At 75.8% G+C, this 22,645-nt stretch carries 23 protein-coding genes; 12 read left to right on the forward strand and 11 right to left on the reverse strand.

Annotation, left to right across the window (positions count from 1 at the left end):
- Positions 1-24 precede the first annotated feature (24 nt).
- Positions 25-2,640, reverse strand: coding sequence for an ExeM/NucH family extracellular endonuclease (locus F1544_RS06310; RefSeq protein WP_167583377.1), 2,616 nt, complete (start codon positions 2,638-2,640; stop codon positions 25-27).
- Between the two features lie 212 nt (positions 2,641-2,852).
- On the opposite strand from F1544_RS06310, the gene F1544_RS06315 reads away from it, so the two are divergent.
- Positions 2,853-4,124, forward strand: coding sequence for a multidrug effflux MFS transporter (locus F1544_RS06315; protein ID WP_167583379.1), 1,272 nt, complete (start codon positions 2,853-2,855; stop codon positions 4,122-4,124).
- A 29-nt stretch (positions 4,125-4,153) separates the two neighbouring features.
- Here F1544_RS06315 and F1544_RS06320 read toward each other — a convergent pair whose 3' ends face one another.
- Entirely contained in the window at positions 4,154-5,122 is a 969-nt protein-coding gene (locus F1544_RS06320) for a helix-turn-helix transcriptional regulator (RefSeq protein WP_308469907.1), read from the reverse strand.
- Between the two features lie 61 nt (positions 5,123-5,183).
- Between F1544_RS06320 and F1544_RS06325 the strand changes: the two genes are divergently transcribed.
- Entirely contained in the window at positions 5,184-5,615 is a 432-nt protein-coding gene (locus F1544_RS06325; RefSeq protein WP_167583381.1) for a VOC family protein, read from the forward strand.
- A gap of 29 nt (positions 5,616-5,644) precedes the next feature.
- Here the strand turns inward: F1544_RS06325 and F1544_RS06330 are convergent, their stop codons facing one another.
- Together F1544_RS06330 and F1544_RS06335 are read right to left on the reverse strand one after the other, a co-directional pair.
- On the reverse strand, positions 5,645-6,460 hold the full coding sequence (locus F1544_RS06330) for a siderophore-interacting protein (protein WP_167583515.1): 816 nt from the start codon (positions 6,458-6,460) through the stop codon (positions 5,645-5,647).
- Between the two features lie 113 nt (positions 6,461-6,573).
- Entirely contained in the window at positions 6,574-7,575 is a 1,002-nt protein-coding gene (locus F1544_RS06335) for a siderophore-interacting protein (RefSeq protein WP_167583383.1), read from the reverse strand.
- Positions 7,576-7,718: 143 nt separating this feature from the next.
- On the opposite strand from F1544_RS06335, the gene ligD (F1544_RS06340) reads away from it, so the two are divergent.
- From ligD (F1544_RS06340) to F1544_RS06350, 3 genes are all read left to right on the forward strand, one after another.
- Positions 7,719-8,657, forward strand: coding sequence for a non-homologous end-joining DNA ligase (gene ligD, locus F1544_RS06340; RefSeq protein ID WP_167583385.1), 939 nt, complete (start codon positions 7,719-7,721; stop codon positions 8,655-8,657).
- A 3-nt stretch (positions 8,658-8,660) separates the two neighbouring features.
- Positions 8,661-9,587 carry a non-homologous end-joining DNA ligase gene (gene ligD, locus F1544_RS06345; RefSeq protein WP_167583387.1) on the forward strand — a complete coding sequence of 309 codons (927 nt, stop codon included), beginning with the start codon at positions 8,661-8,663 and terminating at the stop codon, positions 9,585-9,587.
- Positions 9,588-9,800: 213 nt separating this feature from the next.
- Positions 9,801-10,232 (forward strand): GNAT family N-acetyltransferase, encoded by a 432-nt coding sequence (locus F1544_RS06350; RefSeq protein ID WP_308469909.1) that lies wholly within the window; start codon positions 9,801-9,803, stop codon positions 10,230-10,232.
- A 43-nt stretch (positions 10,233-10,275) separates the two neighbouring features.
- On the opposite strand, the gene F1544_RS06355 is transcribed toward F1544_RS06350, so the two are convergent.
- Entirely contained in the window at positions 10,276-10,728 is a 453-nt protein-coding gene (locus F1544_RS06355) for a DUF4383 domain-containing protein (RefSeq protein ID WP_167583391.1), read from the reverse strand.
- A 52-nt stretch (positions 10,729-10,780) separates the two neighbouring features.
- Positions 10,781-11,869, reverse strand: a complete 1,089-nt coding sequence (locus tag F1544_RS06360; RefSeq protein WP_167583393.1) for an FUSC family protein — start codon at positions 11,867-11,869, stop codon at positions 10,781-10,783.
- A 46-nt stretch (positions 11,870-11,915) separates the two neighbouring features.
- Between F1544_RS06360 and purD the strand changes: the two genes are divergently transcribed.
- Both purD and F1544_RS06370 read left to right on the forward strand, forming a co-directional pair.
- Positions 11,916-13,175 carry a phosphoribosylamine--glycine ligase gene (gene purD / locus F1544_RS06365; RefSeq protein WP_167583517.1) on the forward strand — a complete coding sequence of 420 codons (1,260 nt, stop codon included), beginning with the start codon at positions 11,916-11,918 and terminating at the stop codon, positions 13,173-13,175.
- A complete protein-coding gene (locus F1544_RS06370) occupies positions 13,172-14,068 on the forward strand; it encodes a phosphoribosylaminoimidazolesuccinocarboxamide synthase (protein WP_167583395.1) in 897 nt (298 codons plus the stop codon). The genes purD and F1544_RS06370 overlap by 4 nt, the downstream gene beginning before the upstream one ends.
- A gap of 57 nt (positions 14,069-14,125) precedes the next feature.
- On the opposite strand, the gene F1544_RS06375 is transcribed toward F1544_RS06370, so the two are convergent.
- Entirely contained in the window at positions 14,126-15,343 is a 1,218-nt protein-coding gene (locus F1544_RS06375) for an alpha-hydroxy acid oxidase (RefSeq protein ID WP_167583396.1), read from the reverse strand.
- A gap of 112 nt (positions 15,344-15,455) precedes the next feature.
- Between F1544_RS06375 and F1544_RS06380 the strand changes: the two genes are divergently transcribed.
- From F1544_RS06380 to F1544_RS06390, 3 genes are read left to right on the forward strand one after another with little or no spacing between them, the layout of a single operon-like run.
- Positions 15,456-15,872, forward strand: a complete 417-nt coding sequence (locus tag F1544_RS06380; RefSeq protein WP_308469911.1) for a CidA/LrgA family protein — start codon at positions 15,456-15,458, stop codon at positions 15,870-15,872.
- Positions 15,869-16,564, forward strand: a complete 696-nt coding sequence (locus F1544_RS06385; RefSeq protein WP_167583400.1) for an LrgB family protein — start codon at positions 15,869-15,871, stop codon at positions 16,562-16,564. Before F1544_RS06380 ends, F1544_RS06385 begins: the two co-directional genes overlap by 4 nt.
- Before the next feature lie 39 nt (positions 16,565-16,603).
- Complete coding sequence (locus tag F1544_RS06390) at positions 16,604-16,963, forward strand: VOC family protein (RefSeq protein ID WP_167583402.1); 360 nt, start codon at positions 16,604-16,606, stop codon at positions 16,961-16,963.
- 56 nt (positions 16,964-17,019) lie between these two features.
- Here F1544_RS06390 and F1544_RS06395 read toward each other — a convergent pair whose 3' ends face one another.
- From F1544_RS06395 to F1544_RS06405, 3 genes are all read right to left on the reverse strand, one after another.
- Positions 17,020-17,526, reverse strand: a complete 507-nt coding sequence (locus F1544_RS06395; protein ID WP_167583404.1) for a riboflavin kinase — start codon at positions 17,524-17,526, stop codon at positions 17,020-17,022.
- Positions 17,527-17,744: 218 nt separating this feature from the next.
- Positions 17,745-18,254, reverse strand: a complete 510-nt coding sequence (locus F1544_RS06400) for a GNAT family N-acetyltransferase (protein ID WP_308469912.1) — start codon at positions 18,252-18,254, stop codon at positions 17,745-17,747.
- 24 nt (positions 18,255-18,278) lie between these two features.
- Positions 18,279-18,791 carry an Lrp/AsnC family transcriptional regulator gene (locus F1544_RS06405; RefSeq protein WP_167583406.1) on the reverse strand — a complete coding sequence of 171 codons (513 nt, stop codon included), beginning with the start codon at positions 18,789-18,791 and terminating at the stop codon, positions 18,279-18,281.
- 56 nt (positions 18,792-18,847) lie between these two features.
- On the opposite strand from F1544_RS06405, the gene ald reads away from it, so the two are divergent.
- Positions 18,848-20,008, forward strand: coding sequence for an alanine dehydrogenase (gene ald / locus F1544_RS06410; protein ID WP_167583408.1), 1,161 nt, complete (start codon positions 18,848-18,850; stop codon positions 20,006-20,008).
- A 7-nt stretch (positions 20,009-20,015) separates the two neighbouring features.
- Here the strand turns inward: ald and F1544_RS06415 are convergent, their stop codons facing one another.
- Positions 20,016-21,164 carry a glutamate--cysteine ligase gene (locus tag F1544_RS06415; protein WP_373368061.1) on the reverse strand — a complete coding sequence of 383 codons (1,149 nt, stop codon included), beginning with the start codon at positions 21,162-21,164 and terminating at the stop codon, positions 20,016-20,018.
- A gap of 42 nt (positions 21,165-21,206) precedes the next feature.
- Here F1544_RS06415 and F1544_RS26175 point away from each other — a divergent pair, with 42 nt between their 5' ends.
- Positions 21,207-22,634 (forward strand): dihydrolipoyl dehydrogenase family protein, encoded by a 1,428-nt coding sequence (locus F1544_RS26175; RefSeq protein WP_167583412.1) that lies wholly within the window; start codon positions 21,207-21,209, stop codon positions 22,632-22,634.
- Positions 22,635-22,645: the final 11 nt, after the last annotated feature.

The following is a 22,645-nucleotide window of genomic DNA, read 5'->3' on the forward strand; positions in this document are numbered from 1 at the left end:
GGCCCCGGCGGGTCCCGCGTCGCGTCAGGACTCCGCGCCCTCCTGCGTGAGCGCCCCGGCGCCGCGGCCGGGCTGCAGGACGTCGGTGCCGGGGCCGCCCACGAGGACGTCGTCGCCGTTGTCGCCCGCGAGGACGTCGTCGCCGAACCCGCCGAGCAGCGTGTCGCCCCCGTTGCCGCCCGCGAGCCGGTCGGAGCCGGCGCCGCCGCACAGCACGTCGTCGCCGTTGCCGCCGGTGATCGTGTCGTTCCCGCCGAGACCCACGATCACGTCGCGGCCGTTGGTGCCCTTGAGCACGTCGTCGCGCGCGGTGCCGCGGATCGTCGGCACCAGGCCGCCGCAGCGCTCGTCGAGGTCGAGGCCGAGGACCAGCGGGTCGTGGTCGCTGGCGCGGTAGGGGTTCGGCGCGTACAGCGCCTCGTCGCCCGCGTACTGGTAGGCGAAGGACTCCACCGAGTTGATGTTCCAGTGCGTCACCCCGGTCACCTTCGCCGTGAGCTCCTTCGTGCCCAGCGCGTGGTCGAGGGAGCCGGAGCGCGCGTCGAAGACGTAGCTGTAGCGGCCCGGGTCGAACGTGCTGCCGAGGTCGGTGAGCCCAGCCCCGCGCAGCGTCTCGATCGGGTCCTCGCGCGTGTACGCGTTGAAGTCGCCGAGGGCGACGACGTCGGGGTCGCCGCTGCTCGCGCGCAGCCGCTGCACGAAGGCCGCGAGCGAGCGGGCCTGGCGGACCCGGTCGCCGTTCCACTGCCCCTGCCCGTCACCCGCGTCGACGTTGTCGCCCGTGGCCGCGCCCGTGCTCTTGGACTTGAAGTGGTTGGCCACCACGGTGAAGCGGTCCCCGTCCTTCGCGAACGTCTGGGCGATCGGCTCGCGGGCGTTGGACCAGACGGTCTCGTCGACCAGGCCGACGGGGGCGCCGACGGGCTGCACGACCCCGGGCTTGTAGATGATCGCGCTGCGGATGACGTCGCGGTCGACGGCGTACAGCTCGGCGGGCATCGGCACGTACGCCCACTCCGTCGTCCCGGCCGCGGCGTTCAGCCGCCGGACCAGGTCGGCCAGCGCGCCGTCTGCGTTCCCGGGGCTCGCGCCGGTGGAGTCGGTGTCCTCGATCTCCATGAGGGTCACGACGTCCGCGCCCAGCGCGCGGATCGCCGGGACGATCTTCCCGGCCTGCTGCTCGAACTCGGCCGGGCTCGTCGCACCCCGGCCGGGCTCCTGCAGCGTCGTGAAGTAGTTCAGGACGTTGAACGCCCCGACGTGGACGTCCCCGCCGACCTTCGCGGGGGTCGCCGGGCGGGTGTCCTGCGGCGCGAAGACGCCGTCGGCGGTGCCGTCGGCCGGGATCAGCCGCCAGGCCGAGAACCCGTAGCCGAGCACGAGCGGCTCGGTGAACCGCACCTCGTCACCCACCCGCACGGGGGTGGTGGGACTCAGGTACGGACGCGACGTGGTGCTCGTGCGCGCGCCGGCGGCGTCGTCGAGCAGGATCGAGCGGGCGGTGTTCGCGGCGGCGATCGCGGCCGCCTCGGGGGTGCCCGGGCGCGCGAGCTCGGTGGGCTGCACCAGCAGCCCGCCCTCGGACAGGGTCAGCTCCCCGTAGCTCGTCAGCGCGAACACCTCGCTGACCGTGAGCCGGTCGACCGGCGCCACGCGCATGCCCTCGACGCGCTCGCGGGCCGCGTCGTCGGCGGGCAGGTCCAGCGGGGCCGCGGCGGGCAGGTCCGCGGCGCTGCCCGGGGTGACGACCGCGACGGTGGAGGCCGTGACCTGGGTCTGGCCGAACGCCTCCTCCGCCCGGCCGGTGACCGTGACGGTGTCGCCGAGGGCGACCGCGGCCGAGCTCGCGACGAAGACGCCGTCCGAGGTGGCCGCGTCGCCGTCGCCGTCGCGGTCCTGCAGGAAGAAGCCGGCCAGGCCCGGGGTGTCGCCGACCACGACGCCCGTGACGGCGACCTGCTTCCCGGCCAGCGGCGTCGCCGCGCCGCGGCCCTGCACGGCGCCGATCTCGACGGGCGTCGCGGGGGCGGGCGGCTGCGGAGCGGCGGCCGGGGCGTTGACCTGGCCACGCGTGGCGGCGGCCGGGCCGGACCACACGAGCGCGTCGGCGGTGACGTCGTAGGTGCGGGAGAGCGACTGCCCAGCGGGCGTGGTCGTGCTCTCCTTCACGCCGATGTCGGTGCTCGTCCGCCCCGCGGCGGCGCCGCCGACCGCGGTGAACGTGCCGCCGTAGGAGAGCAGCTCGAGCACCTGCCCATCGCGCACGAGGGCGACGGCGTCCGGGTCGCCGTTCTGCAGACCGGGGAAGTCGACGACGGCGACGGCCGAGGCGTCGGCAGGGGCGTTGACCGCCGGCAGGGCGCGGGTGCCGTACGAGGTGCCGTTGCTGCCGTTGTAGGCGACGACCGACAACCCGGCGGAGGAGGTGCCGGCGGGCAGCTGGACCTCGACGAACTCCCCGGTGTCGGTGCCGGCGTTGTCGTAGTGCAGCTCGGCGATGAACGGGGTGGCGGGGGCGGCGGCGACGGCCGCCGCGGGCAGGCCGAGCGCGGTGAGCGAGAGGGCGCCGACGACGGCGCAGGCGCGGCCGAGCCGGGCGCGCCCCGGACGGCTCGCGAGGACGGGGGGCAGGGCGGGCATGACGGGTCCTTCCGGCAGGTACACGGACAGTGCGACCCTAGGTGCGCACAGCGACAGCACAGCGCCCGCAGGGTGAACACCGGGAGCCGCCTCAGGAGGCTCCGGGAATGGATCGTGGCCGCGTGACCGTTGTCACCCTCGCCCCGTGGACGTGGAGCCACGGGCCCCCTGCGCGCGCGGCGCCCGCCTCAGCCCGCGACGGAAGACCCCCCATGACCTCCTCCACGGACCTCACCGCCGCCCCCGACGCGCCTCCCACCGAGCCCGCCGCTCCGAGCCGGGGCCGCACCGCCCTCGTCCTGGGCACGTTCGTCGCCGTCGGGCCGCTGACCATCGACATGTACCTGCCGGCCCTGCCGACGATCGTCACCGAGCTGCAGACGACCGAGGCTGCGGTGCAGCTGACGCTCACCGGCACCCTGGTCGGCCTGGCCCTCGGTCAGCTCGTGATCGGCCCGCTCTCCGACGCGCTGGGCCGGCGGCGGCCGCTGCTGGCCGGGACCGCCCTGCACGTCATCGCCTCGCTGCTCGTCCTGCTGGCGCCGAACGTCGCGACCCTGGGGATCCTGCGCGTGCTGCAGGGCGTCGGCGCGGCGGCCGGCGGCGTCATCGCCCTCGCGATCGTGCGCGACCTCTACGACGGCCGCGCCGCGGCGACCATGCTGTCCCGGCTGTTCCTCGTGATGGGTGCGGCGCCCGTGCTCGCCCCCACCATCGGCGGTGAGGTGCTGCGCTTCACGTCCTGGCGCGGGGTCTTCGTGCTCCTCGCCGTCTACGGGGTCGTCCTGCTCGCGGCCGGGGGCCGGGCGCTGCGCGAGACCCTGCCGCCTGCGCGCCGCCGCCCGCTGCGCCTGGGCGCCACCCTGGCGACGTACCGCGACCTGCTGGGTGACCGCACCTACCTCGGCCTGGTCCTCGTGGCCGGCCTCACCATGGCCGCGCTCTTCAGCTACGTCGCCGGCGCCTCGTTCGTCTACCAGGACGAGTACGGCCTGGACCAGCAGCAGTTCGGGCTCCTCTTCGGCGCCGGCGCGGTGTGGCTGATCGCCGCGACGCAGCTCAACCCGCTCGCCCTGCGCCGCTTCGCGCCGTCCCAGGTGCTGCTCGCCGGGGTGGCCGTCGGCCTGCTCGCCGGGGTCGTGCTGCTCGTGCTCGCCGCCACCTCCACCGGGGGCCTGGCCGGGGTGGTCGCGCCCCTGTGGGTGATCCTCTTCTCCTCGGGGCTGGCGCTGCCGAACGCCCCGGCGCTCGCGCTGTCCCGCCACGGCGAGGCGGCCGGCGCGGCCGCGGCGCTGCTCGGCGCCGTCCAGTTCGGCGTCGGCGCGCTGGTGTCGCCCCTCGTGGGCCTGCTCGGCAACGACGCCCGCGCCCTGGGGATCGTCATCGTCGCCTCGCTCGCGCTGGCCGTGGTCGTGCTGGTGGTGCTGGTGAAGCCCTGGCGGCTCGAGGTCGACGCCGACGTCGAGGTCGCCGTCGCGCACTGAGGCCGCGGACTGCTGGAGGTCGCTGCCGGTCACCCTCCGGCGGCGGCCGTCAGGCGCGCGGCCGTGGCGCGCACGAGGTCGCGCAGGGCCTCGGGACCCTCCACGACGACGGGGACGCCCAGCCCGGCGAGCAGGCCGGGGACCCAGTCGAGGCGCTCGGCCCGGAACGTGACCCGCACCCACCCGGGGTGCTCGGGCACGGGCTCGACGGTGACCAGCCCGGCGGGGAACAGCGCCGCGGCCTCCTCCGCGGGGCTGCGCACCCGCAGGGACACCCCGTGCCGCCAGGGGACCCGGGCGAGCGCGGCCGCCACCTCCTCGGCGGCGTCCACGCCCGGCGGCGGGTCGAAGCGGCTCGCCAGCACCTCGGCCGCGTCGACGCGGTCCACCCGGAAGGTCCGCACGTCACCGCCCGCGGGGTCGCCGGCGCTCAGGTACCAGTGCCCGGACCGGGCGACGAGCCCGTGCGGGTGCACCGTGCGCCGGGTGCGCCGGCCGTCGGCGGCGGTGTGGGTCAGGTCCACCGCCCGCCGCTCGCGCACCGCGTCGGCCAGGGCCAGCAGGACGTCGGTCGGAGCGGCGCCCCCGCGCGCCGGGGGGAGCGCGGCGTCCGCCGTCGCGAGCAGGCCGTCCAGGCGGTCCTGCAGGGCGACCGGCAGGACCCGCCGCACCTTGGCGACGGCGCTGTCGACGACCCCCGCGGACGCCGCGACGACGCCCGCCCGGCGGCCGGCCACCAGCCCCAGCAGGACGGCGAGCGCCTCCTCGCCGGTGAGCATCAGCGGGGGCATCCGGTACCCCGGCTCGAGCCGGATGCCGCCGTGCGGGCCGCGCACCGAGCGGACGGGGACGTCGAGGTCGCCCAGGTGGGCCACGTAGCGGCGCACGGTCCGCTCGTCGACGCCCAGCCGGTCGGCGAGCTCCCCGACGGTGCGCGTGCGGGAGCTGGACTGCAGAAGCTCCAGCAGGGCGAGCACGCGGGCGGTCGGGCGGGGCACGCGGAGGATGCTGTCACGTACCGGGCGGATCCTGTCCGGTACCGGTCCTAGCGTCGTGCTCATGTCCAACACCACGTCGTCCACCGTCCCCGTCCCGCGCCTGATGTCGGTGCGCCTGATCACCGACGACGTCGCCCGCCTCGTCGCCTTCTACGAGCACGTCACCGGCGCCGCCGCGCGGTGGTCGACCCCGGACTTCGCCGAGGTGGCCACCCCCGTGGGCGCCGTGGCGATCGGCAGCACCCGCACCGTCGCCCTGTTCGGGGAGGGCGCGGCCCGCGCCGCGGACAACCGCTCGGCGATCGTCGAGTTCCTCGTGGCGGACGTGGACGCCGAGGGTGCGCGCCTGCGCGGCGTGCTGGAGGTCGCCGTCGCGGAGCCGGTCACGATGCCGTGGGGCAACCGCTCGCTGCTGCTGCGCGACCCCGACGGCAACCTCGTGAACCTGTTCACGCCCGTCACCGCGGAGGCCGTCGCGCGGTTCGGCGGCTGACCCGGGGCCGTCCGGGCGGACCGCGCGGGTCAGGCGGGGGCGGTCGCGTCGTCCCGCTCGACCGCGGCCTTCCAGTCCGCCTTCTCGGTGCGCCAGCCCTCCTCGGTGCGCCCGCGCCGCCAGTAGCCCGACGCCGAGGTGAGCTCGCGCGGCACGTGCAGCTCGTTGCGCACGAAGCGCCGCACCAGGCGGACGCTGTCGGCCTCGCCGTGCAGGAAGGCCTGCGGCACCCCGGCCGGCAGGTCCAGCGCGGCGAGCGCCGCGGCGAGCGCGCCGTCGTCGGCGGTGGGGGAGTGCACCCAGTGCAGGCGCAGGTCCGCGGGGCTCGTCAGCGGCTGCTGCTCCTGCGGGCCGGCGACCTCGACGACCGCGACGGCCGTGGCCCCGGCGGGCATCGCGGCCAGGGACGCGGCGATGGCGGGCAGCGCGCTCGCGTCGCCCACGAGCAGGTGCCACGGCGCGTCGGGCGAGGGGGAGTACTCCCCGCCCGGGCCCAGCAGCCAGATCTCGTCGCCGGGCTGTGCCGAGGCCGCCCACGGGCCCGCGAGGCCCTCGTCGCCGTGGTGGACGAAGTCGATGGTGACCTCCGAGGCCGCGGGGTCGACGGCCCGGACCGTGTAGGTGCGCTGCGCCGGCCACTCCTCGCGCGGGCGCGTGGCCCGCTCGGCGGCCACGTCGAGCGGCTGCGCGTACGTCACCCCCGGCACGGGGAAGATCAGCTTGACGTAGGAGTCGGCCTGCGGGGCCGTGAAGTCCGCGAGGTCGTCGCCGCCGAGGACGACCCGCACCACGTGCGGCGTCAGCCGCTCGACCCGCTGGACGACGCCGCGCCGCTGCCGGCGCACCGGGGCGTCCGGGTCCGGGGCGGGCTTGCGGCGGAACGGGTTCGGCACGGAGGAGCTCCTCGGGGTGGTGCGGTGGGCGGTGGTCGTCGTGCGCGGGGGCCGGACGGAGGGCGTCACTCGCCCTCGCGGCGACCCTCCCGCCAGTAGCCCATGAAGGCCACGGACGCGCGGGGCACGCCGACCTCGCTGACCAGGTGGCGGCGCAGCTGCTTCACGACGCCGGCCTCGCCCGCGAGCCAGGCGTACAGGCACTCCGGGCCGCTCGCGACGGCCTGCTCGGGCACGTCCCACAGCACGCCCTCGTCGGCGCCCGTCTCGTCCTCGGCGGCGGCAGGGGCGGCGGCGGTCTCCTCGTCGACGAGCCGGGCGGCGACCTCGCGCACGCGCGCCACCAGGCGCTCGCCGTGCGCGTGCGCCCCCTGCGACCGGGCCCGGGGCAGCCACTCGACCGTGAGGTCGGCCGCCGAGCGCACGTCCAGCACGTCCCCGGCCTCGGGGACCTCGAGCAGGGCCGTGGCGCGGACCCCCGCCGGCAGCTGCTCCAGGACGGCGCACACCGCGGGCACGGCCGTCTCGTCCGCCGCGAGCAGCAGGGTGCGGGCCTCGGCGGGCGGCGCCCACTCCACGCCCCACATCCGGCCCGTCCCCGGCGCGCTCGGGCCGACCAGCACGACGCGGTCGCCCGCGCAGGCGCGCGCGGCCCACGCCGACGCCGGGCCCGCGTGACCCTCGGCCACGCCGTGCAGCACGAAGTCGACGTCCAGCTCGCCCAGCTCGGGGCGCACGGCCCGCACCGTGTAGGTCCGCATGACGGGGCGGTCGGCGTCCGGCAGGGCGCGCCACCAGCCGTACCAGTCTGTCGCCGGGGCCTGCGCGAGGTCGAAGGCCCCCTGCGGCAGGAGCACCTTGAGCCGCTGGTCGTGGCCGCCGGCGCCGAAGGCCGGCAGCTGCGGCCCACCGAAGGTGACCCGCACGAAGCTGGTGCCCACGCGGTGCACGCGGCGGACCGCGACGTCGAAGAGCCGGTAGGCGGGGTCGGGCGCGGCGACGCGGACGTCGTCGGTGGCGCGCGTCCTGTCGGTGGCGCGGGTCCGGACGGCCGTGCTCGCGGCCATGGCCGCCCCCTCTCGTCGTGGTGAGGCCAGGCTAACCTGCCCTCCGGCCGTCCGGGGGCCGGGTGTCGTGCGCGTCACTCCCGCCGCCGCGTCGCCACTGGTCACGGGCCCGGCCTGGCCGCAGAGTGGGGAGGGTGCTCCCGATGCTCGCGACCCCCGCGCCCGCGGCCGGGGTGCCCCGCGACGGGGCGCTGTGGGCCTACGAGGTCAAGTGGGACGGCATGCGCGTGCTGGCCGACGTCCACGAGGGCACCGTCGTGCTCACCTCCCGCACGGGCCGCGACGTCACCGCGACCTTCCCCGAGTTCGCGGCCCTGGCCGAGGCCCACGCCGACGTCCTGCTCGACGGCGAGGTCGTCGCCCTCGCCGACGGCGTCCCGTCCTTCGCGGCGCTCGCCGACCGCATGCACGTGCGCGACGCCCGGCAGGCGGCGCTCGCGGCCCGCCGCACCCCGGTGACCCTCATCGCCTTCGACGTCCTGCGCCTGTACGGCGTCGCGCTGGTCGACCGCTCGTGGCAGGAGCGCCGGGAGTCCCTGGACCGGCTGACCTCGGGCGGCGGGGCCTGGCAGGTCTCGCCCGTCTACCCCGACGCGGACGTGCTGCTCACCGCCACGCAGGAGCAGGGCCTGGAGGGGGTCGTGGCCAAGCGCCGCGACGCGCTCTACCAGCCGGGGCGCCGCAGCGCGGACTGGGTCAAGCACGCGCACCGGATGCTGCAGTCGTGCGTCGTCGTCGGCTGGCGCGGGGTCGAGGGCCGCGGCACGCAGGACGCCGACCGGATCGGCGCGCTGCTCCTGGCCGTGCCCCGCGCCGACGGGAGCCTGCGCTTCGCGGGCCGTGCGGGCAGCGGCCTGGGCGCGGCGATGGAGAAGGACCTGCGGGCCGCGCTGCGCGGCTCCGACGTCGAGCGTCCCGTGGTCGAGATGCCGCGCGTCGACGCCGCCGGGGCCCGGTTCGTGGCCCCCACGACCGTCGTGGAGGTGCGCCACCTGGGCCGCACGCCCGGCGGACGCCTGCGCCACCCGGTCCTGCGCGGCGTGCGCAGCGACCTGCGACCCGACGACGTCCGGGAGGAGTGAGCCGTGGTCTCCGCCGAGGAGCAGGTGGTCGACGTGGAGGGACGTCGCCTCGTGCTGCGCCGCCTCGAGAAGGTGCTGTACCCGGCGACGGGCACGACGAAGGCCGAGGTGATCGGCTACGTCCAGGCCGTCGCCCCGGCCCTGCTGGCCCAGCTGCGGCAGCGGCCCGTGACCCGCAAGCGCTGGGTCGACGGGGTCCGCGGGCCCACGTTCTTCGAGAAGAACGTGCCGCGCGGGGTGCCGGACTGGGTGCGCACCGTGGAGGTCGACTCGCCCGGCAGCACGAAGAAGCGCGAGACCGTCGTGTACCCGCTCGTCGACGACCTCGCGGGCCTGGTGTGGCTGGTCAACCTCGCGGCGCTGGAGCTGCACGTCCCGCAGTGGTCGGTGACCGACGGCGGCGACGTCCTCCCGCCCGACCGGCTGGTGGTCGACCTCGACCCGGGCGAGGGCGCGGGCCTGCCCGAGTGCGCGGAGGTCGCGCACCTGGTGCGCGAGCGGATGGCCGAGGACGGCTTCACCTGCCACCCCGTGACGTCGGGCAGCAAGGGCATGCAGCTGTACGCCCGCCTCGCGGGCGACCAGGACGGCGAGCTGGTGCGCCAGTACGCCAAGCGGCTCGCCGAGGAGCTGGAGGCCCGCCACCCCGCGCTCGTCGTGAGCCGGATGACGAAGGTCCTGCGCGGCGGGAAGGTGCTCCTGGACTGGAGCCAGAACAACACCGCCAAGACGACCATCGCGCCGTACTCACCGCGGGGGCGGGAGAACCCCTGCGCCGCGGCGCCCCGCACGTGGGACGAGCTCGACGACCCGGGCTCGCTGCGGCAGCTGTCCCTCGTGGACGTCGCGGAGCGCTACGCCGACGAGGGCGACCTGCTCACCGACCTCGCGGCCGGCTCCACCCCGGGCCCGCAGGTTCCGGAGACCTGACGCCACCGTGATCATGCAGGTGATCCCTGCATGATCACGGAGGGGTGGGGTCAGAGGCGCCTGTCCGTGCGGCACGCTGCGGGGGTGTCCTCGCGTGAGCTGACCTGGTGCACCGCCCCGCAGGACGTCTCCGCGGCCCTGCACGGGGATGTGCTGCGGTGCTGGGTGGAGGTCAGCAACGCGGGTGGAGCGGTGGGCTTCCCGGATCTCCCCGTGAGGGCAGCCGACGTCGAGCCGACGCTCGACGCGCTCGTCGCCGGTCTCTCCCCGCAGCACGTCGGTCTGCTCACGGCGCACGTGGACGGCGAGCTCGCCGGCTGGCTCGCCCTGACCCGGCCCCGCAGCCGGATCGCAGGTCACTGGGGCAGCGTCACCCGGGTGCAGACCGCGCCGGCCTTCCGTGGGACGGGGGTCGGCACCCTCCTCATGACCGAGGTGGCCCGCTGCGCTGCAGACGACTGGGGGCTGGACCACCTCGTGCTGACGGTGCGCGGCGGCACCGGGACCGAGCGGTTCTACGAGCGGCTCGGCTGGCGCGAGCACGGCCGGCACCCCCGCGCGCTGCGCCTCGGCCCGGACGACCTGCGCGACGAAATCCAGCTCTGGCTGCCACTCAGCGGTGACGGACCCTCGTCCCCACCGTGATCATGCAGGTAATCCCTGCATGATCACGGAGCGGGTGAGGGGCTCAGAAGACGCCGTACTGCTTGACGTGCATGGCCTTGGCGCGCACGGAGCCGAGCAGCAGGAGGATGCCGAGGAAGAGGTGGAAGTAGTTGCTGGCCTCGTTGACGGGCAGCGGCGGCGACGGGTTGACGACCAGGCCGGCCCCGCCGATCGCGACGATGATCAGCAGGTTCCCGGTGAGCACGACGGCCTTGTGGCCCTGGCGCGGCGACGTCGAGAAGGCGATGCAGCACGCACCCGCGGTCAAGTACACCGCGGCGGCGACGATCGACGTCGTGAACAGCCCGAAGAGCTGCGCCTCGGAGGAGTAGAAGCCCATCCCCGAGTAGTTCGTCGTGACGCCGGGGACCAGGCTCAGGACGCCGAGGAGGCCCAGGAACCCCCCCACGCCGCGGGCGTACTTCGTGATGGGCCCGTTGGTGGTCGAGGCCCCTTCGATCGCGAGCGTGCTCATGCGCGGCATCTTTCCAGAGACCGCCCGCCGGGGCGCTCCCGTGCGGCGCAGGTCACCGGGGCAGCAGCCGGTGGGACTCCTCCGGGGGCACGCCCTGGGCCTGCAGCAGGTCCACGACCGCCGAGCGCAGCTGGGCCACGACCACCGTCGCGGACAGCGACGTCGCGCCGAGCGTGTGCGGCCCGAGCTGCACCGCCAGCTCCTGCAGCGCCCCCACCGCGGGCGGGACGCTCTCGCCCGGGTAGGCCGGCTCGCCCAGCGTGCGGATCGCGGCGGCCAGCTCCTCGAAGGCGCCCGCGAGCGCCGGCGGGAGCTGCTCCCCGTACTCCAGGGCGGTGCCGACCCGGCGGATCGCGACGCGCAGGTTGCGGGTCGCGCGGTCCATCCCGTCGAGCAGGTCGTGCTGCTGGACGAGCTCGGGGCGGCCCCGGCGCCGCAGGGGCGAGAGCCGGTGCACCTCCTCGCCCGCGGCGACCGACGTGGCCCAGCCGTCGAGCTTCGGCTGCGTGCCGCGCGCCGTGGCCAGGGCGGCCTCGGCGACGCCCGCGTCGGAGGAGCGCACCGCGCGCGCCGCGTCCTCCAGCAGGTCCGCGAGGTGCGCGGCGTAGGACATGGCCCGGCCGCGGACGTCCTGGCGGGGGTCGGCCGGCAGGACCAGGGCGATGGCCAGCGCGACCGCCACGCCCGTCATGGCGTCCAGCCACCGGCCCGTGCCGCCGCCCTGCGCCGGGGGCAGCGCCAGGATGAACACCGACTGCAGCGCGGCCTGGTTGACGATGAGGTTGCCGCCGTCGAGGAAGCGCGCGATCGCCATCGTGACGACCACGATGACCGCGATCTGCCACGGGCCGTGCCCGATGACGCGGGCGATGAGGGTGCCCAGGAGCACGCCGAGGGAGACGCCCACGCCGAGCTCGCCGACGCGGCGCAGCCGCTGGTTGTTGGACACCCCGAGGCAGACGACGACGGCGACGCACGCGAAGACGGGGTACGGCTGGCCCCACAGGGCGACCGCGAGGACCCACGCGAGACCCGCGCCGAGACCGCACTGCAGGATCTGCCACCACGAGCCCTTCCAGCGCTGCGTCCCGGCGCGCAGCCGGCGACGCACCGCCAGGGGGAGGGGGACGCTGCGGGGCACGTCGGTGATCCTCTCGCACCACCGCCAGGCCCTAGGCTCCCTCGACGTGGACGTCCTCGTCATCGGCTCCGGAGCACGGGAGCACGCACTCGTGCGGGCCCTGCTCGACGACCCGGGGGTGGACCGCGTCCTCGCGGCCCCCGGCAACGCGGGGATCGCCGAGGTGGCGCCGTGCGAACCCGTCGCCGCGGGCGACCCGGCGGCCGTGACGGCCCTGGCGCAGCGCCTGGGCGCGGACCTGGTCGTCGTCGGCCCCGAGGTGCCGCTGGTCGCGGGCGTCGCCGACGCCGTCCGGGCCGCGGGCATCGCGTGCTTCGGCCCGTCCGGCGCCGCCGCCCGGCTCGAGGGGTCCAAGGCCTTCGCCAAGGAGGTCATGGCGTCCGCGGGCGTCCCGACCGCCATGGCGCACCTGTGCACCACCGAGCAGGAGGTCGCCGACGCCCTCGACGCCTTCGGCGCGCCGCACGTCGTCAAGGACGACGGCCTGGCCGCGGGCAAGGGCGTCGTCGTCACCGACGACCGCGAGGAGGCCCTCGCCCACGCGCGGCGCTGCCTCGGCCACGGCCCCGTCGTCGTGGAGGAGTTCCTCGACGGGCCCGAGGTGTCGGTGTTCTGCCTCTCCGACGGCGAGCACGTGGTGGCGCTGGCCCCGGCGCAGGACTTCAAGCGCGCGGGCGACGGCGACACGGGCCCCAACACGGGCGGGATGGGCGCCTACTCGCCCCTGCCCTGGGCGCCGGCCGACCTGCAGCAGCAGGTCGTCGAGCGCGTCGCGCAGCCCGTGGTCACCGAGATGGCCCGGCGCGGCACGCCGTTCAGCGGCGTCCTCTTCTGCGGGCTCGCCCTGACCTCGCGCGGCGTGCGGGTCATCGAGTTCAACGTCCGCTTCGGCGACCCGGAGACGCAGGTCGTCCTCGCCCGCCTCGCGACGCCGCTGGGCCGGCTGCTGCACGCCGCGGCGACGGGCGCGCTCGAGGGCCAGCCCGCGCTGCGCTGGCGGGAGGACGCGGCCGTGACCGTGGTGCTCGCCGCCCCCGGCTACCCCGAGGACCCGCAGCTCGGGGGGACGCTGCGCGGCCTCGACGCGGCCGGCCGGGTCGAGGGCGCCGCCGTCCTGCACGCGGGGACGCGCGCCGCCCCCGACGGGAGCGGGGTCGTCTCCTCGGGCGGCCGGGTCCTCTCCGTCCTCGGCACGGGCCGCGACCTGGGCGAGGCCCGGGCCAGCGCCTACGAGGCGCTGGAGCTCATCGACCTGGAGGGCTCGCGGTTCCGCCGCGACATCGCGCTCGAGGCGGCGACGGCGTGAGCGGCTTCGACACGACGCCCGTGCAGCTCCCCGGCTGGCGGCACACCTACTCCGGCAAGGTCCGCGACCTCTACGTGCCCGACGGCCCCGGCGCGGCGGACGACGTCGTCCTCGTCGTCGCGAGCGATCGCATCTCCGCCTACGACCACGTCCTGGCCAGCACGATCCCCGACAAGGGCCGCGTCCTGACGGCCCTGTCGCTGTTCTGGTTCGACCTGCTGGCCGACCTGGTCCCGCACCACGTCGTGTCCACCGACGTCCCCGACGCGGTCAGCGGCCGGGCCATGGTCTGCCGGCGCCTGGAGATGTTCCCCGTCGAGTGCGTGGCCCGCGGCTACCTCACGGGCTCCGGCCTCGCCGAGTACCGCGCCGGCGGGGCCGTGTGCGGGGTCCCGCTGCCGGGCGGCCTCGTCGACGGCTCCCGGCTGCCCGAGCCGATCTTCACGCCCGCCACCAAGGCGGAGCTCGGCGAGCACGACGAGAACGTCTCCTTCGAGGTCGTGGCCGCCACCATCGGCGCCGACGCCGCGCAGGAGCTGCGGGAGCTCACCCTGTCGGTGTACCGGCGGGCGGAGCAGGTGGCGGCGCTGCAGGGGATCGTCCTGGCCGACACCAAGCTGGAGTTCGGCCGCCACGCCGGCCGCACGGTGCTGGGCGACGAGGTCCTCACGCCCGACTCGTCGCGGTTCTGGCCGCTGACGGAGTGGGAGCCCGGCCGCTCGCAGCCCAGCTTCGACAAGCAGATCGTCCGCGACTGGCTGACCTCGCCCGCCTCGGGCTGGGACCGCGCCTCCGACGCGCCGCCGCCGCCGCTGCCCGCGGAGGTCGTCGAGCGCACCCGCGCCCGTTACGTCGAGGCCTACGAGCTGCTCACGGGCGAGGTCTTCGCCTGACGCGGGACGGGGCGCCGTGCCGCAGCACGACGCTCCGTCCGCTCCTCGCGCAGGAGCTCAGGGCAGCCGGACGTGCTGCGGGCCCAGCTCCTCGATCCGGTTCACGCCGAGCAGCTGCATCGTCCGCACGACCTCCTTGCGCAGGATGTCGACCGCGCGCTGCACGCCGCGCTCGCCGCCGGCCATGAGCCCGTACAGGTAGGCGCGCCCGACCATCGTGGCGTCGGCGCCCAGGGCGATCGCGGCCACGACGTCCGCGCCGCTGGTGATGCCCGTGTCCAGCCACACCTCGGTGCGCCCGCCGACGGCGTCCTTCACGTCGGGCAGCAGCCGCAGCGGCACGGGGGCGCGGTCGAGCTGGCGGCCGCCGTGGTTGGACAGCACGATCGCGTCCGCGCCGGCCTCGGTCACCTTGATCGCGTCGTCGACGGTCTGGATGCCCTTGATGACGAGCGGGCCGTCCCACGAGCCGCGCAGCCACTCCAGGTCGGCCATCGTCATGGTCGGGTCGAACAGCTTGTCGAGGAGTTCCGCGACGGTGCCGTCCCACGCGTTCAGCGACGCGAACGTCAGGGGCTCGGTGGTCAGCAGGTTCATCCACCACGCCGGGTGCATCGACGCGTCGAGGACGGTCTTCGCGGTCAGCGCCGGCGGGATCGAGAACCCGTTGCGGGTGTCGCGCAGCCGGGCCCCGGCGACGGGCACGTCCACCGTGAGCTGCAGCGCGTCGTAGCCCGCGGCCTTGGCGCGGGCCATGAGGTCCTCGCCCGCCGAGCGGTCCTTCCAGACGTAGAGCTGGAACCACTTGCGGGCGTTCGGGGCCTCCTTCGCCACGTCCTCGATCGACGTGGTGCCCATGGTCGAGAGCGCGTAGGGGATCCCGTTGCGCTCGGCCACGCGGGCGACCGCGCGCTCACCCTCGTGGTGCATCATCCGCGTGAACCCGGTGGGGGCGAACGAGAACGGCAGCGCCGTGGGCTTGCCCAGCATCGTCGTGGTCGTGTCGACGGTGGACACGTCCTGCAGGATCGCGGGGCGGAACTCCAGGTCGGCGAACAGGCCGCGCGCCCGCCCGAGGCTGATCTCGCGCTCGGCCGCGCCGTCGGTGTAGTCGAACACCGAGCGCGGCGTGCGCCGCTTGGCGACGGCGCGCAGGTCGCCGATGGTCAGGGCCGCGTCCAGGCGGCGCTTGGTGGCGTCGAGCTCGACGGGCTTGGGGCGCATGAGGGGCTTCAGCTCGGACCACTTGGGGATCTGGCGCTGGACCTTGGGCATGGGGCGTCTCCTCCACGGCGGCGTGCGGTCGCAACGACGGTACCCCTGTGGTCTGACCACAGGCAAGGGTTGTCTCCGAGCCGGCCGGACGCCCGGCTGGCACCCTGTCCCCGTGTCCGCTGCTCCTCCCGAGGCCGCCCGCCGCCCGGGGGGCTGGGGCGCGCACGTCCCGGCCGTCCTCGCCGGCCTCGGCGTCCTCCTGCTGCTGCAGCTGCTCGGCACGCTGCTCGTGGCGCTGCTGCACCTGCCGGTCCCCGGCGCCGTCGTCGGGCTCGTCCTGCTCGTGGCCCTCGGCGTGCGCCACCGCGGCCTCGTGCGCCGGGTCGAGCCCGCGGGCGACCCGCTGCTGCGGCACCTGCAGCTCCTCTTCGTCCCGCCGGGGGTGGGCGTCGTGACGGAGGCCTCGCGCCTGGCGGACGCGGCCGGGCCGCTGGCCCTGGCCGTGGGCGGGTCGTTCGCGGCGGGGCTGGTCGTCGCGGGGCTCCTGCTCCAGGCGCTGCTGCGGCGCGGCCGGGCGGGGTCGCGGTGAACGCCGTCGTGCACGCCCCCGTGTTCGGGCTCGCGCTGACGCTGCTCGCCTACCTGGGCGCGGGGGAGCTGCACCGCCGCTGGCGCCCCGCCCTGCTCGCGCCCGTCCTGGTCGCCACCGCGGTCGTCGCCGTCGCGCTGGAGGTCCTCGGGATCGGCTACGACGAGTACCTCGCCTCGGTCTCGATCCTCACGCTGCTGCTCGGCCCGGCCACCGTCGCGCTGGCCCTGCCGCTGCTGCGCGCGGGCCGGGCGCTGCTCGCCTCGCGCGTCGCCGTGCTCGTGACGCTGCTGGTCACGGGATTCGTCAGCGTCACGGTCACGGTGGGGGCGCTGGAGCTGTTCGGCGTCGCCGACGACCTCGTCCGCACGGCGCTGCCCCGCTCGGTGACGACGCCGGTGGCCCTCACCGTGGCCGGCACGATCGGCGCGGGCGCCACCCTGACGGTCGTGCTCACGCTCGTCTCCGGCGTCCTCGGGGCGGTCGCCGGGCCGGCGCTGCTGACGCTCGTGCGGGTCACCGACCTGCGGGCGCGCGGCTTCGCGATCGGGATGACGTCGCACGGCATCGGGACGTCGCGGGCCCTGGCCGAGTCGGAGGTCGCGGGCGGCTGGTCCAGCGCGGCGATGGTCCTCAACGCCCTCGCGATGACGATCGCCCTGCCCCTGGTGGCGCGCGCCTTCGGCGGCTGACCCTTCCGCCGGGAGGGCTGCCGTGGAACGCTTCCCGCCATGCAGCTCCTGCGCCAGCTGGTCGTGTTCGACGCCGCCGACCTCGCCGCCGAGAGCGGGTTCTGGGCCCGGTTGCTGGGCGGCTCCGTGGACGCGGGGGAGGACTGGCACACCGTCTCCGTCGACGGCGAGGACCGCGTCGCCGTGCAGCTCGCCCCGGGCCACGTCCCGCCGCAGTGGCCGGACGGCCGGCCGCAGCAGGTGCACCTGGACCTGATCGTGGCCGACATCCGGGAGGCGCACGAGGACGCCGTCGGCGCCGGGGCGCGGCTGCTGCAGGCCGCCGACGACCTCGACGCCGAGGAGGGCTTCCAGGTCTACGCCGACCCGGCCGGCCACCCGTTCTGCCTCTGCTGGTGACCCCCGTCCCCCCGTGATCTTGCAGGTATTACCTGCATGATCACGGTGGGCGGGGGTCAGGGGGTGGTCAGGAGGGCGCCGAGGCCCTCGCGCTGCGCCCACGCCCGCGTCTCGGCGACGTCGAGCAGCAGCTGGTCGACGAGCGCGGCCGCGCCCGCGTAGGCGCGCTGCGGCCGCAGCCGGACGTGCAGGCGCACGAGGACCGTGCGGTCGTAGAGGTCGCCCTCGAAGTCGAGGAGGTGGGCCTCCAGCAGCCGCTCCCCGTCCCGGCCGTAGAAGGTGGGGCGGTGCCCGATCGAGACGGCGGCGACGTGGACGGGGCCGTCCTCGGCGGGCCCGACCTGCACGGTCCCGGCCCAGACCCCGTCGCGCAGGCCGTGCTCGGGGACCGCGACGTTGGCCGTCGGGAAGCCCAGCAGGCGACCGCGCTCGTCACCGTGCTCCACCGTGCCGAGCACCTCGAGGACGGCGTCGCGGGCGGCGTCACGAGCGGGGCCGCGGCGCTGGGCGCCGACGAGCGGGGACGGCGGCGCCTCGACGTGCGCAGGCCGGGCGGCGGTCATCGGATCTCCTGGGGCTGGGTGCTGCGACGGCGGGCTGGGCTGCGACGGCGGGCTGGGCGCTCCCGTGCAGGCCACAGCACCGGCGCCGCCGCAGGTGTTCCGCACCGCGCGCTCCGGGTGGTCCGGGCGGCTGACAGTTGCGCTGCGCGGAAGGCGCCGAATGGGCCAGGCAGGCGCTTGCCGCGGCCCTGCGGGCAGCGGAACTGTCAGCCGCCCCCTCAGGGGCGGGGCAGCACGAGCTTGAAGCCCGTGTGCGACGCGGCGAAGCCGAGCCGCTCGTAGAAGCGGCGGGCGTCCGTGCGGCGGGCGTCGCTCGTCAGCTGCACCTGGGAGCAGCCGCGCTGCGCGGCCTCCTCGACGACCCGGCCCAGCATCGCGGCGCCCAGGCCCTGACCGCGCAGGTCCGCGGCGACGCGGACCGCTTCGACCTGCGCGCGCCACGCGCCGCCGCGGGAGAGCCCCGGGATGAACGTCAGCTGCAGCGTCCCGACGACCCGGCCGTCCTGCTCGGCCACCAGGAGCAGCTGCGAAGGGTCCGCGTCGATGGCGTCGAAGCCCGCGAGGTGGCCCGCGGTGACGCCGCCGGCCGCGTCGGCGAAGTCCCCGCGGGCGCGGCTGAGGTCGTCGTCGGCGAGCAGCGCGAGGACGGCGGCCACGTCCTCGCGGCGCGCGCGGCGCAGCGACGCGGTCGTGGTGGCCAGGGGGACGGTGATCGGCAGGGGCTCCACGGCGCAGCAGTCTGCCGCGCGCCGTCAGCGCCGCCCCACCGCGCGGGTGTGCTCGAAGATCAGGCTCGTCTCGGTCAGCGCGACGTCGGCGTCGCGGTTGAGGTGCTCGGCCACGAAGTCGCGCAGGTCGGAGGTGCCCGGCACGGCGACGTGGAGCAGGTAGTCGTTCGCGCCCGCGACGAAGTAGACGTCGACCACCTCGGGCCGGCGGCGGATGCGGGCCACGAACGGGCCCATGCTTCCGCGGGCGTGCGCCGCGAGGCGGACGGCGATCATGGCCTGCAGCTCCAGCCCGAGGGCGGCCGGGTCCACGTCGGCGTGGAAGCCGCGGATCGCGCCCGACTCGCGCAGCGCCCGGACCCGCACGAGGCACGTCGAGGCGGCGATGCCGACCTGCTGCGCCAGCGACTGGTTGGTGGTGCGGGCGTCCTCCGCGAGGACCCGCAGGATCGCGCGGTCGACCGGGTCCACGACGGCTCGCAGGTTCTTCGGTGCCGCGCCCCGCGCAGGCCCGGTTTCCGCATCGGTGACGTCCATCGGCCGACGCTACCGAATCTCCTGCGGATCCGTTGCGTCTCTGAGAGGGGATCTTCATGCTGGACGAGTCCGTCCCCGCCCAGCCAGGAGGTCTCGTCGTGCGCATCGGTGTCCCCCGCGAGGTGAAGAACCGCGAGTACCGCGTCGCCCTGACGCCGGCGGGCGTCCACGAGCTCGTGGTCCAGGGCCACGAGGTCCTCGTCGAGGCCGGGGCGGGGGCCGGCAGCTCCCTGCCCGACGCCGAGTTCGAGCACGCCGGCGCCAAGGTCCTCGCCGACGTCGACGAGGTCTGGGGCAGCGCGGACCTGCTGCTGAAGGTCAAGGAGCCCGTGGCGGAGGAGTACCACCGCCTGCGCCGCGACCAGGTCCTGTTCACCTACCTGCACCTCGCCGCGTCGCGCCCGTGCACCGACGCACTGCTCGCCTCGGGCACCACGGCGATCGCCTACGAGACCGTGCAGCTGCCCGACCGCTCGCTGCCGCTGCTGGCCCCCATGAGCGAGGTCGCCGGCCGGCTCGCCCCGCAGGTCGGCGCCTACCACCTGATGCGCGCGGCCGGCGGCCGCGGCGTCCTCATGGGCGGGGTGCCCGGGGTCCGCGGCGCCGACGTCGTCGTCATCGGTGCGGGCGTCTCGGGCCAGAACGCCGCGCAGATCGCGCTCGGCATGGGCGCCGAGGTCACCGTCCTGGACCTCTCGATCCCCAAGCTGCGCGAGGTCGACGCCCGCTTCGGCGGGGCCGTGCGGACCATCGCCTCCAACGCCTTCGAGCTGGCCCGCGCCGTGCGCAGCGCCGACCTCGTCGTGGGCGCCGTCCTCGTGCCCGGGGCCCGCGCGCCGAAGCTCGTCAGCAACCAGCTGGTGTCCGAGATGCGCCCCGGCTCGGTGCTCGTCGACATCGCCATCGACCAGGGCGGCTGCTTCGAGGACTCCCACCCCACGACGCACGACGACCCGACGTTCGAGGTCCACGGGTCGGTCTTCTACTGCGTCGCGAACATGCCGGGCGCCGTCCCGCACACCTCGACGTACGCGCTGACGAACGCCACGCTGCCCTACGTCGTGAAGCTCGCGCGCCACGGCTGGAAGCCCGCGCTGAACTCCGACGCCTCGCTGGCGCACGGCCTGTCGACCCACGGCGGCGCGCTGACCAGCCCGGAGGTCGCGGCGGCGCACGGCATGGAGGCCGTGTCGCTCGAGGACGCGCTCGCGTCCTAGTCGGACCTCAGAGGGGGGTGCCCGCTCGCATCTCGGCGACGAGGGAGTCGACGACGGCGACGAGCGGGTCCTCCGCGGTGGCGGCCGCGACGGCGCGCTGGCGCTGGTAGCTCGCCCCGCGCGCCGGGATCCGCTCGACGAGCGCGAGGTCGTCGGCGCAGTGCAGCCGGGCCGCCACGGGCTCCAGCCGGTTCAGCAGCTCGGTGAGGTCGTCCGTGACGAGCCGCTCCGCGCCCGCGGCGGAGACGATCACCTCGGCGTCCAGGCCGTAGCGCGCGGCGCGCCACTTGTTCTCCTGCACGTGCCACGGCGGCATGGTCGGCAGCGTCTCACCCGCCTCCAGGCGGTCGTCGAGGTGCACGACGAGGCAGTGGACGAGGGCCGTCAGGGCCCGCAGCTCCTGCAGCGTCGGCGTCCCGTCGCACACGCGGACCTCGATGGTCCCGAGGGTGGGGGAGGGCCGGATGTCCCAGCGCACGTCGCTCAGGCCGTCGATGACGCCGGTCACGAGCATGTCGTCGACGTAGGACTCGAACTCGTCCCACCGCCCGAACTGGAACGGCAGCCCCGCGGTCGGCAGCTGCTGGAACATCAGCGCCCGGTTGCTGGCGTAGCCCGTGTCCGTGCCGGCCCAGAAGGGCGAGGACCCCGACAGCGCCTGCAGGTGGGGGTAGTAGTTCAGGAGGCTGTTCAGCAGCGGCAGCACCTTGTGCACCGAGTTGATCCCGACGTGCACGTGCACGCCCCAGATCAGCATCTGCCGGCCCCACATCTGCGTGCGCTCGATGAGCTCGGCGTAGCGGGGGCTCTCGGTGACCTGCTGCACGTCCCACTGGGCGAACGGGTGCGTCCCGCTGCACATGAGCTCCAGACCCATCGGGTCGGTGACGCGCCGGATGCCGCGCAGCGAGTCGGTCAGGTCGTCCGCGGCCTCGGCGACGGTGTCGCAGATGCCCGTGACGACCTCGAGGGTGTTGCGCAGCAGCTCCTTCTGGACCTTCTCGCCCGCCGCGTCGTCCGCGGCGTGCACGGCGTCGATGACCTCCGCCGCGGAGGAGACGAGGTCCCGGCTGCGGCGGTCGACGAGGGCCATCTCCCACTCGACGCCGAGCGTCGGGCGGGGGGAGGACGCGAAGTCGATGACCACGCCGACGATCAGACCACACGCACCCCGCGCGGCGCGCGCTACCGTCCGGGCGTGAGCGATGAGCAGCGCGAGGTGGACGTCGTCGTCGTCGGGGCCGGGGCGGTGGGCGAGAACGTCGCCGATCGCGCGGGTCGCGGCGGCCTCGAGGTGGTCGTGGTCGAGAAGGAGCTCGTGGGCGGCGAGTGCTCCTACTGGGCGTGCATGCCCAGCAAGGCGCTGCTGCTCTCGGGCCACGCGCTCGCCGCGGCGAAGCGGCTGCCGGGGGCGGCCGAGGCGGTCACCGGGACGCTCGACGCGGCGGCGGTCCTGAAGCGCCGCACCACCTTCACCCACGACTGGGACGACTCCTCGCAGGCGGACTGGGTCTCCTCCGCGGGCATGTCGCTGGTGCGGGGCTCCGCGCGGCTCACGGGCCCGCGCCGCCTCGAGGTCGAGACCGCCGACGGCACGGTGACCCTCGTGGCCCGCCAGGCCGTCGTCCTGGCCACCGGCTCGGTGCCCGTGCTGCCCGACGTCGAGGGCCTGGCCACCGCGCTGCCGTGGACGAGCCGCGAGGCGACCAGCGCCGACGCCGTCCCGCCGCGGCTCGCGGTCCTCGGCGGCGGGGTCGTGGCCGTCGAGCTCGCGCAGGCCTACGCGCGGCTGGGGTCCACGGTGACGCTGCTGGCGCGCTCCGCGCTGCTGCGCGGGCAGGAGGACTTCGCGGGCGAGATCGTCGCCGAGGCCCTGCGCGCCGACGGCGTGGACGTGCGCTTCGGGGCGAACCCGTCGTCGGTGTCCCGCACCGGCTCCGAGACGACGATCACGCTGGACGACGGGTCCACCGTGGTCGCCGACGAGCTGCTCGTCGCGACGGGCCGCACCCCCGTGACGTCCGACATCGGGCTGGAGACCGTGGGCCTGGAGGACGGCGGGCGCATCACCGTCGACGACTCAGGTCTCGTCGAGGGCGTCGACGGCGGCTGGCTGTACGCCGTGGGCGACGTCACCGGCCGGGCGCCGCTGACCCACCAGGGCAAGTACGACGCCCGCGCGGCGGGCGACGCGATCGCGGCCCGCGCCGCGGGGGACCTCGTGGGCGAGGCGCCCGCGTGGTCGCGCTACGCCGGCACCGCGACGCGCACGGCGGTGCCGTCGGTGGTGTTCACCGACCCCGAGGTCGCGAGCGTCGGGCGCACCGAGCAGCAGGCGCGCGACGCGGGGATCGACGTCAAGGTCGTCGACTACGAGATCGGGAACGTGGCCGGCGCGTCGCTCGTCGCGGACGGGTACGCGGGCCGCGCCCGGATGGTCGTCGACGAGCAGCGCGGCGTCGTCGTCGGCGTGACGTTCGTCGGTCAGGGCGTCTCGGAGCTGCTGCACTCCGCGACCGTCGCGATCGTCGGCGAGGTCCCGCTGCACCGGCTCTGGCACGCCGTGCCCAGCTACCCCACGATCAGCGAGGTGTGGCTGCGGCTGCTGGAGACCTACGGCCTCTGAGGGGCGAGACT

Source organism: Kineococcus rubinsiae (assembly GCF_011839805.1).
Taxonomy (GTDB): domain Bacteria; phylum Actinomycetota; class Actinomycetes; order Actinomycetales; family Kineococcaceae; genus Kineococcus; species Kineococcus rubinsiae.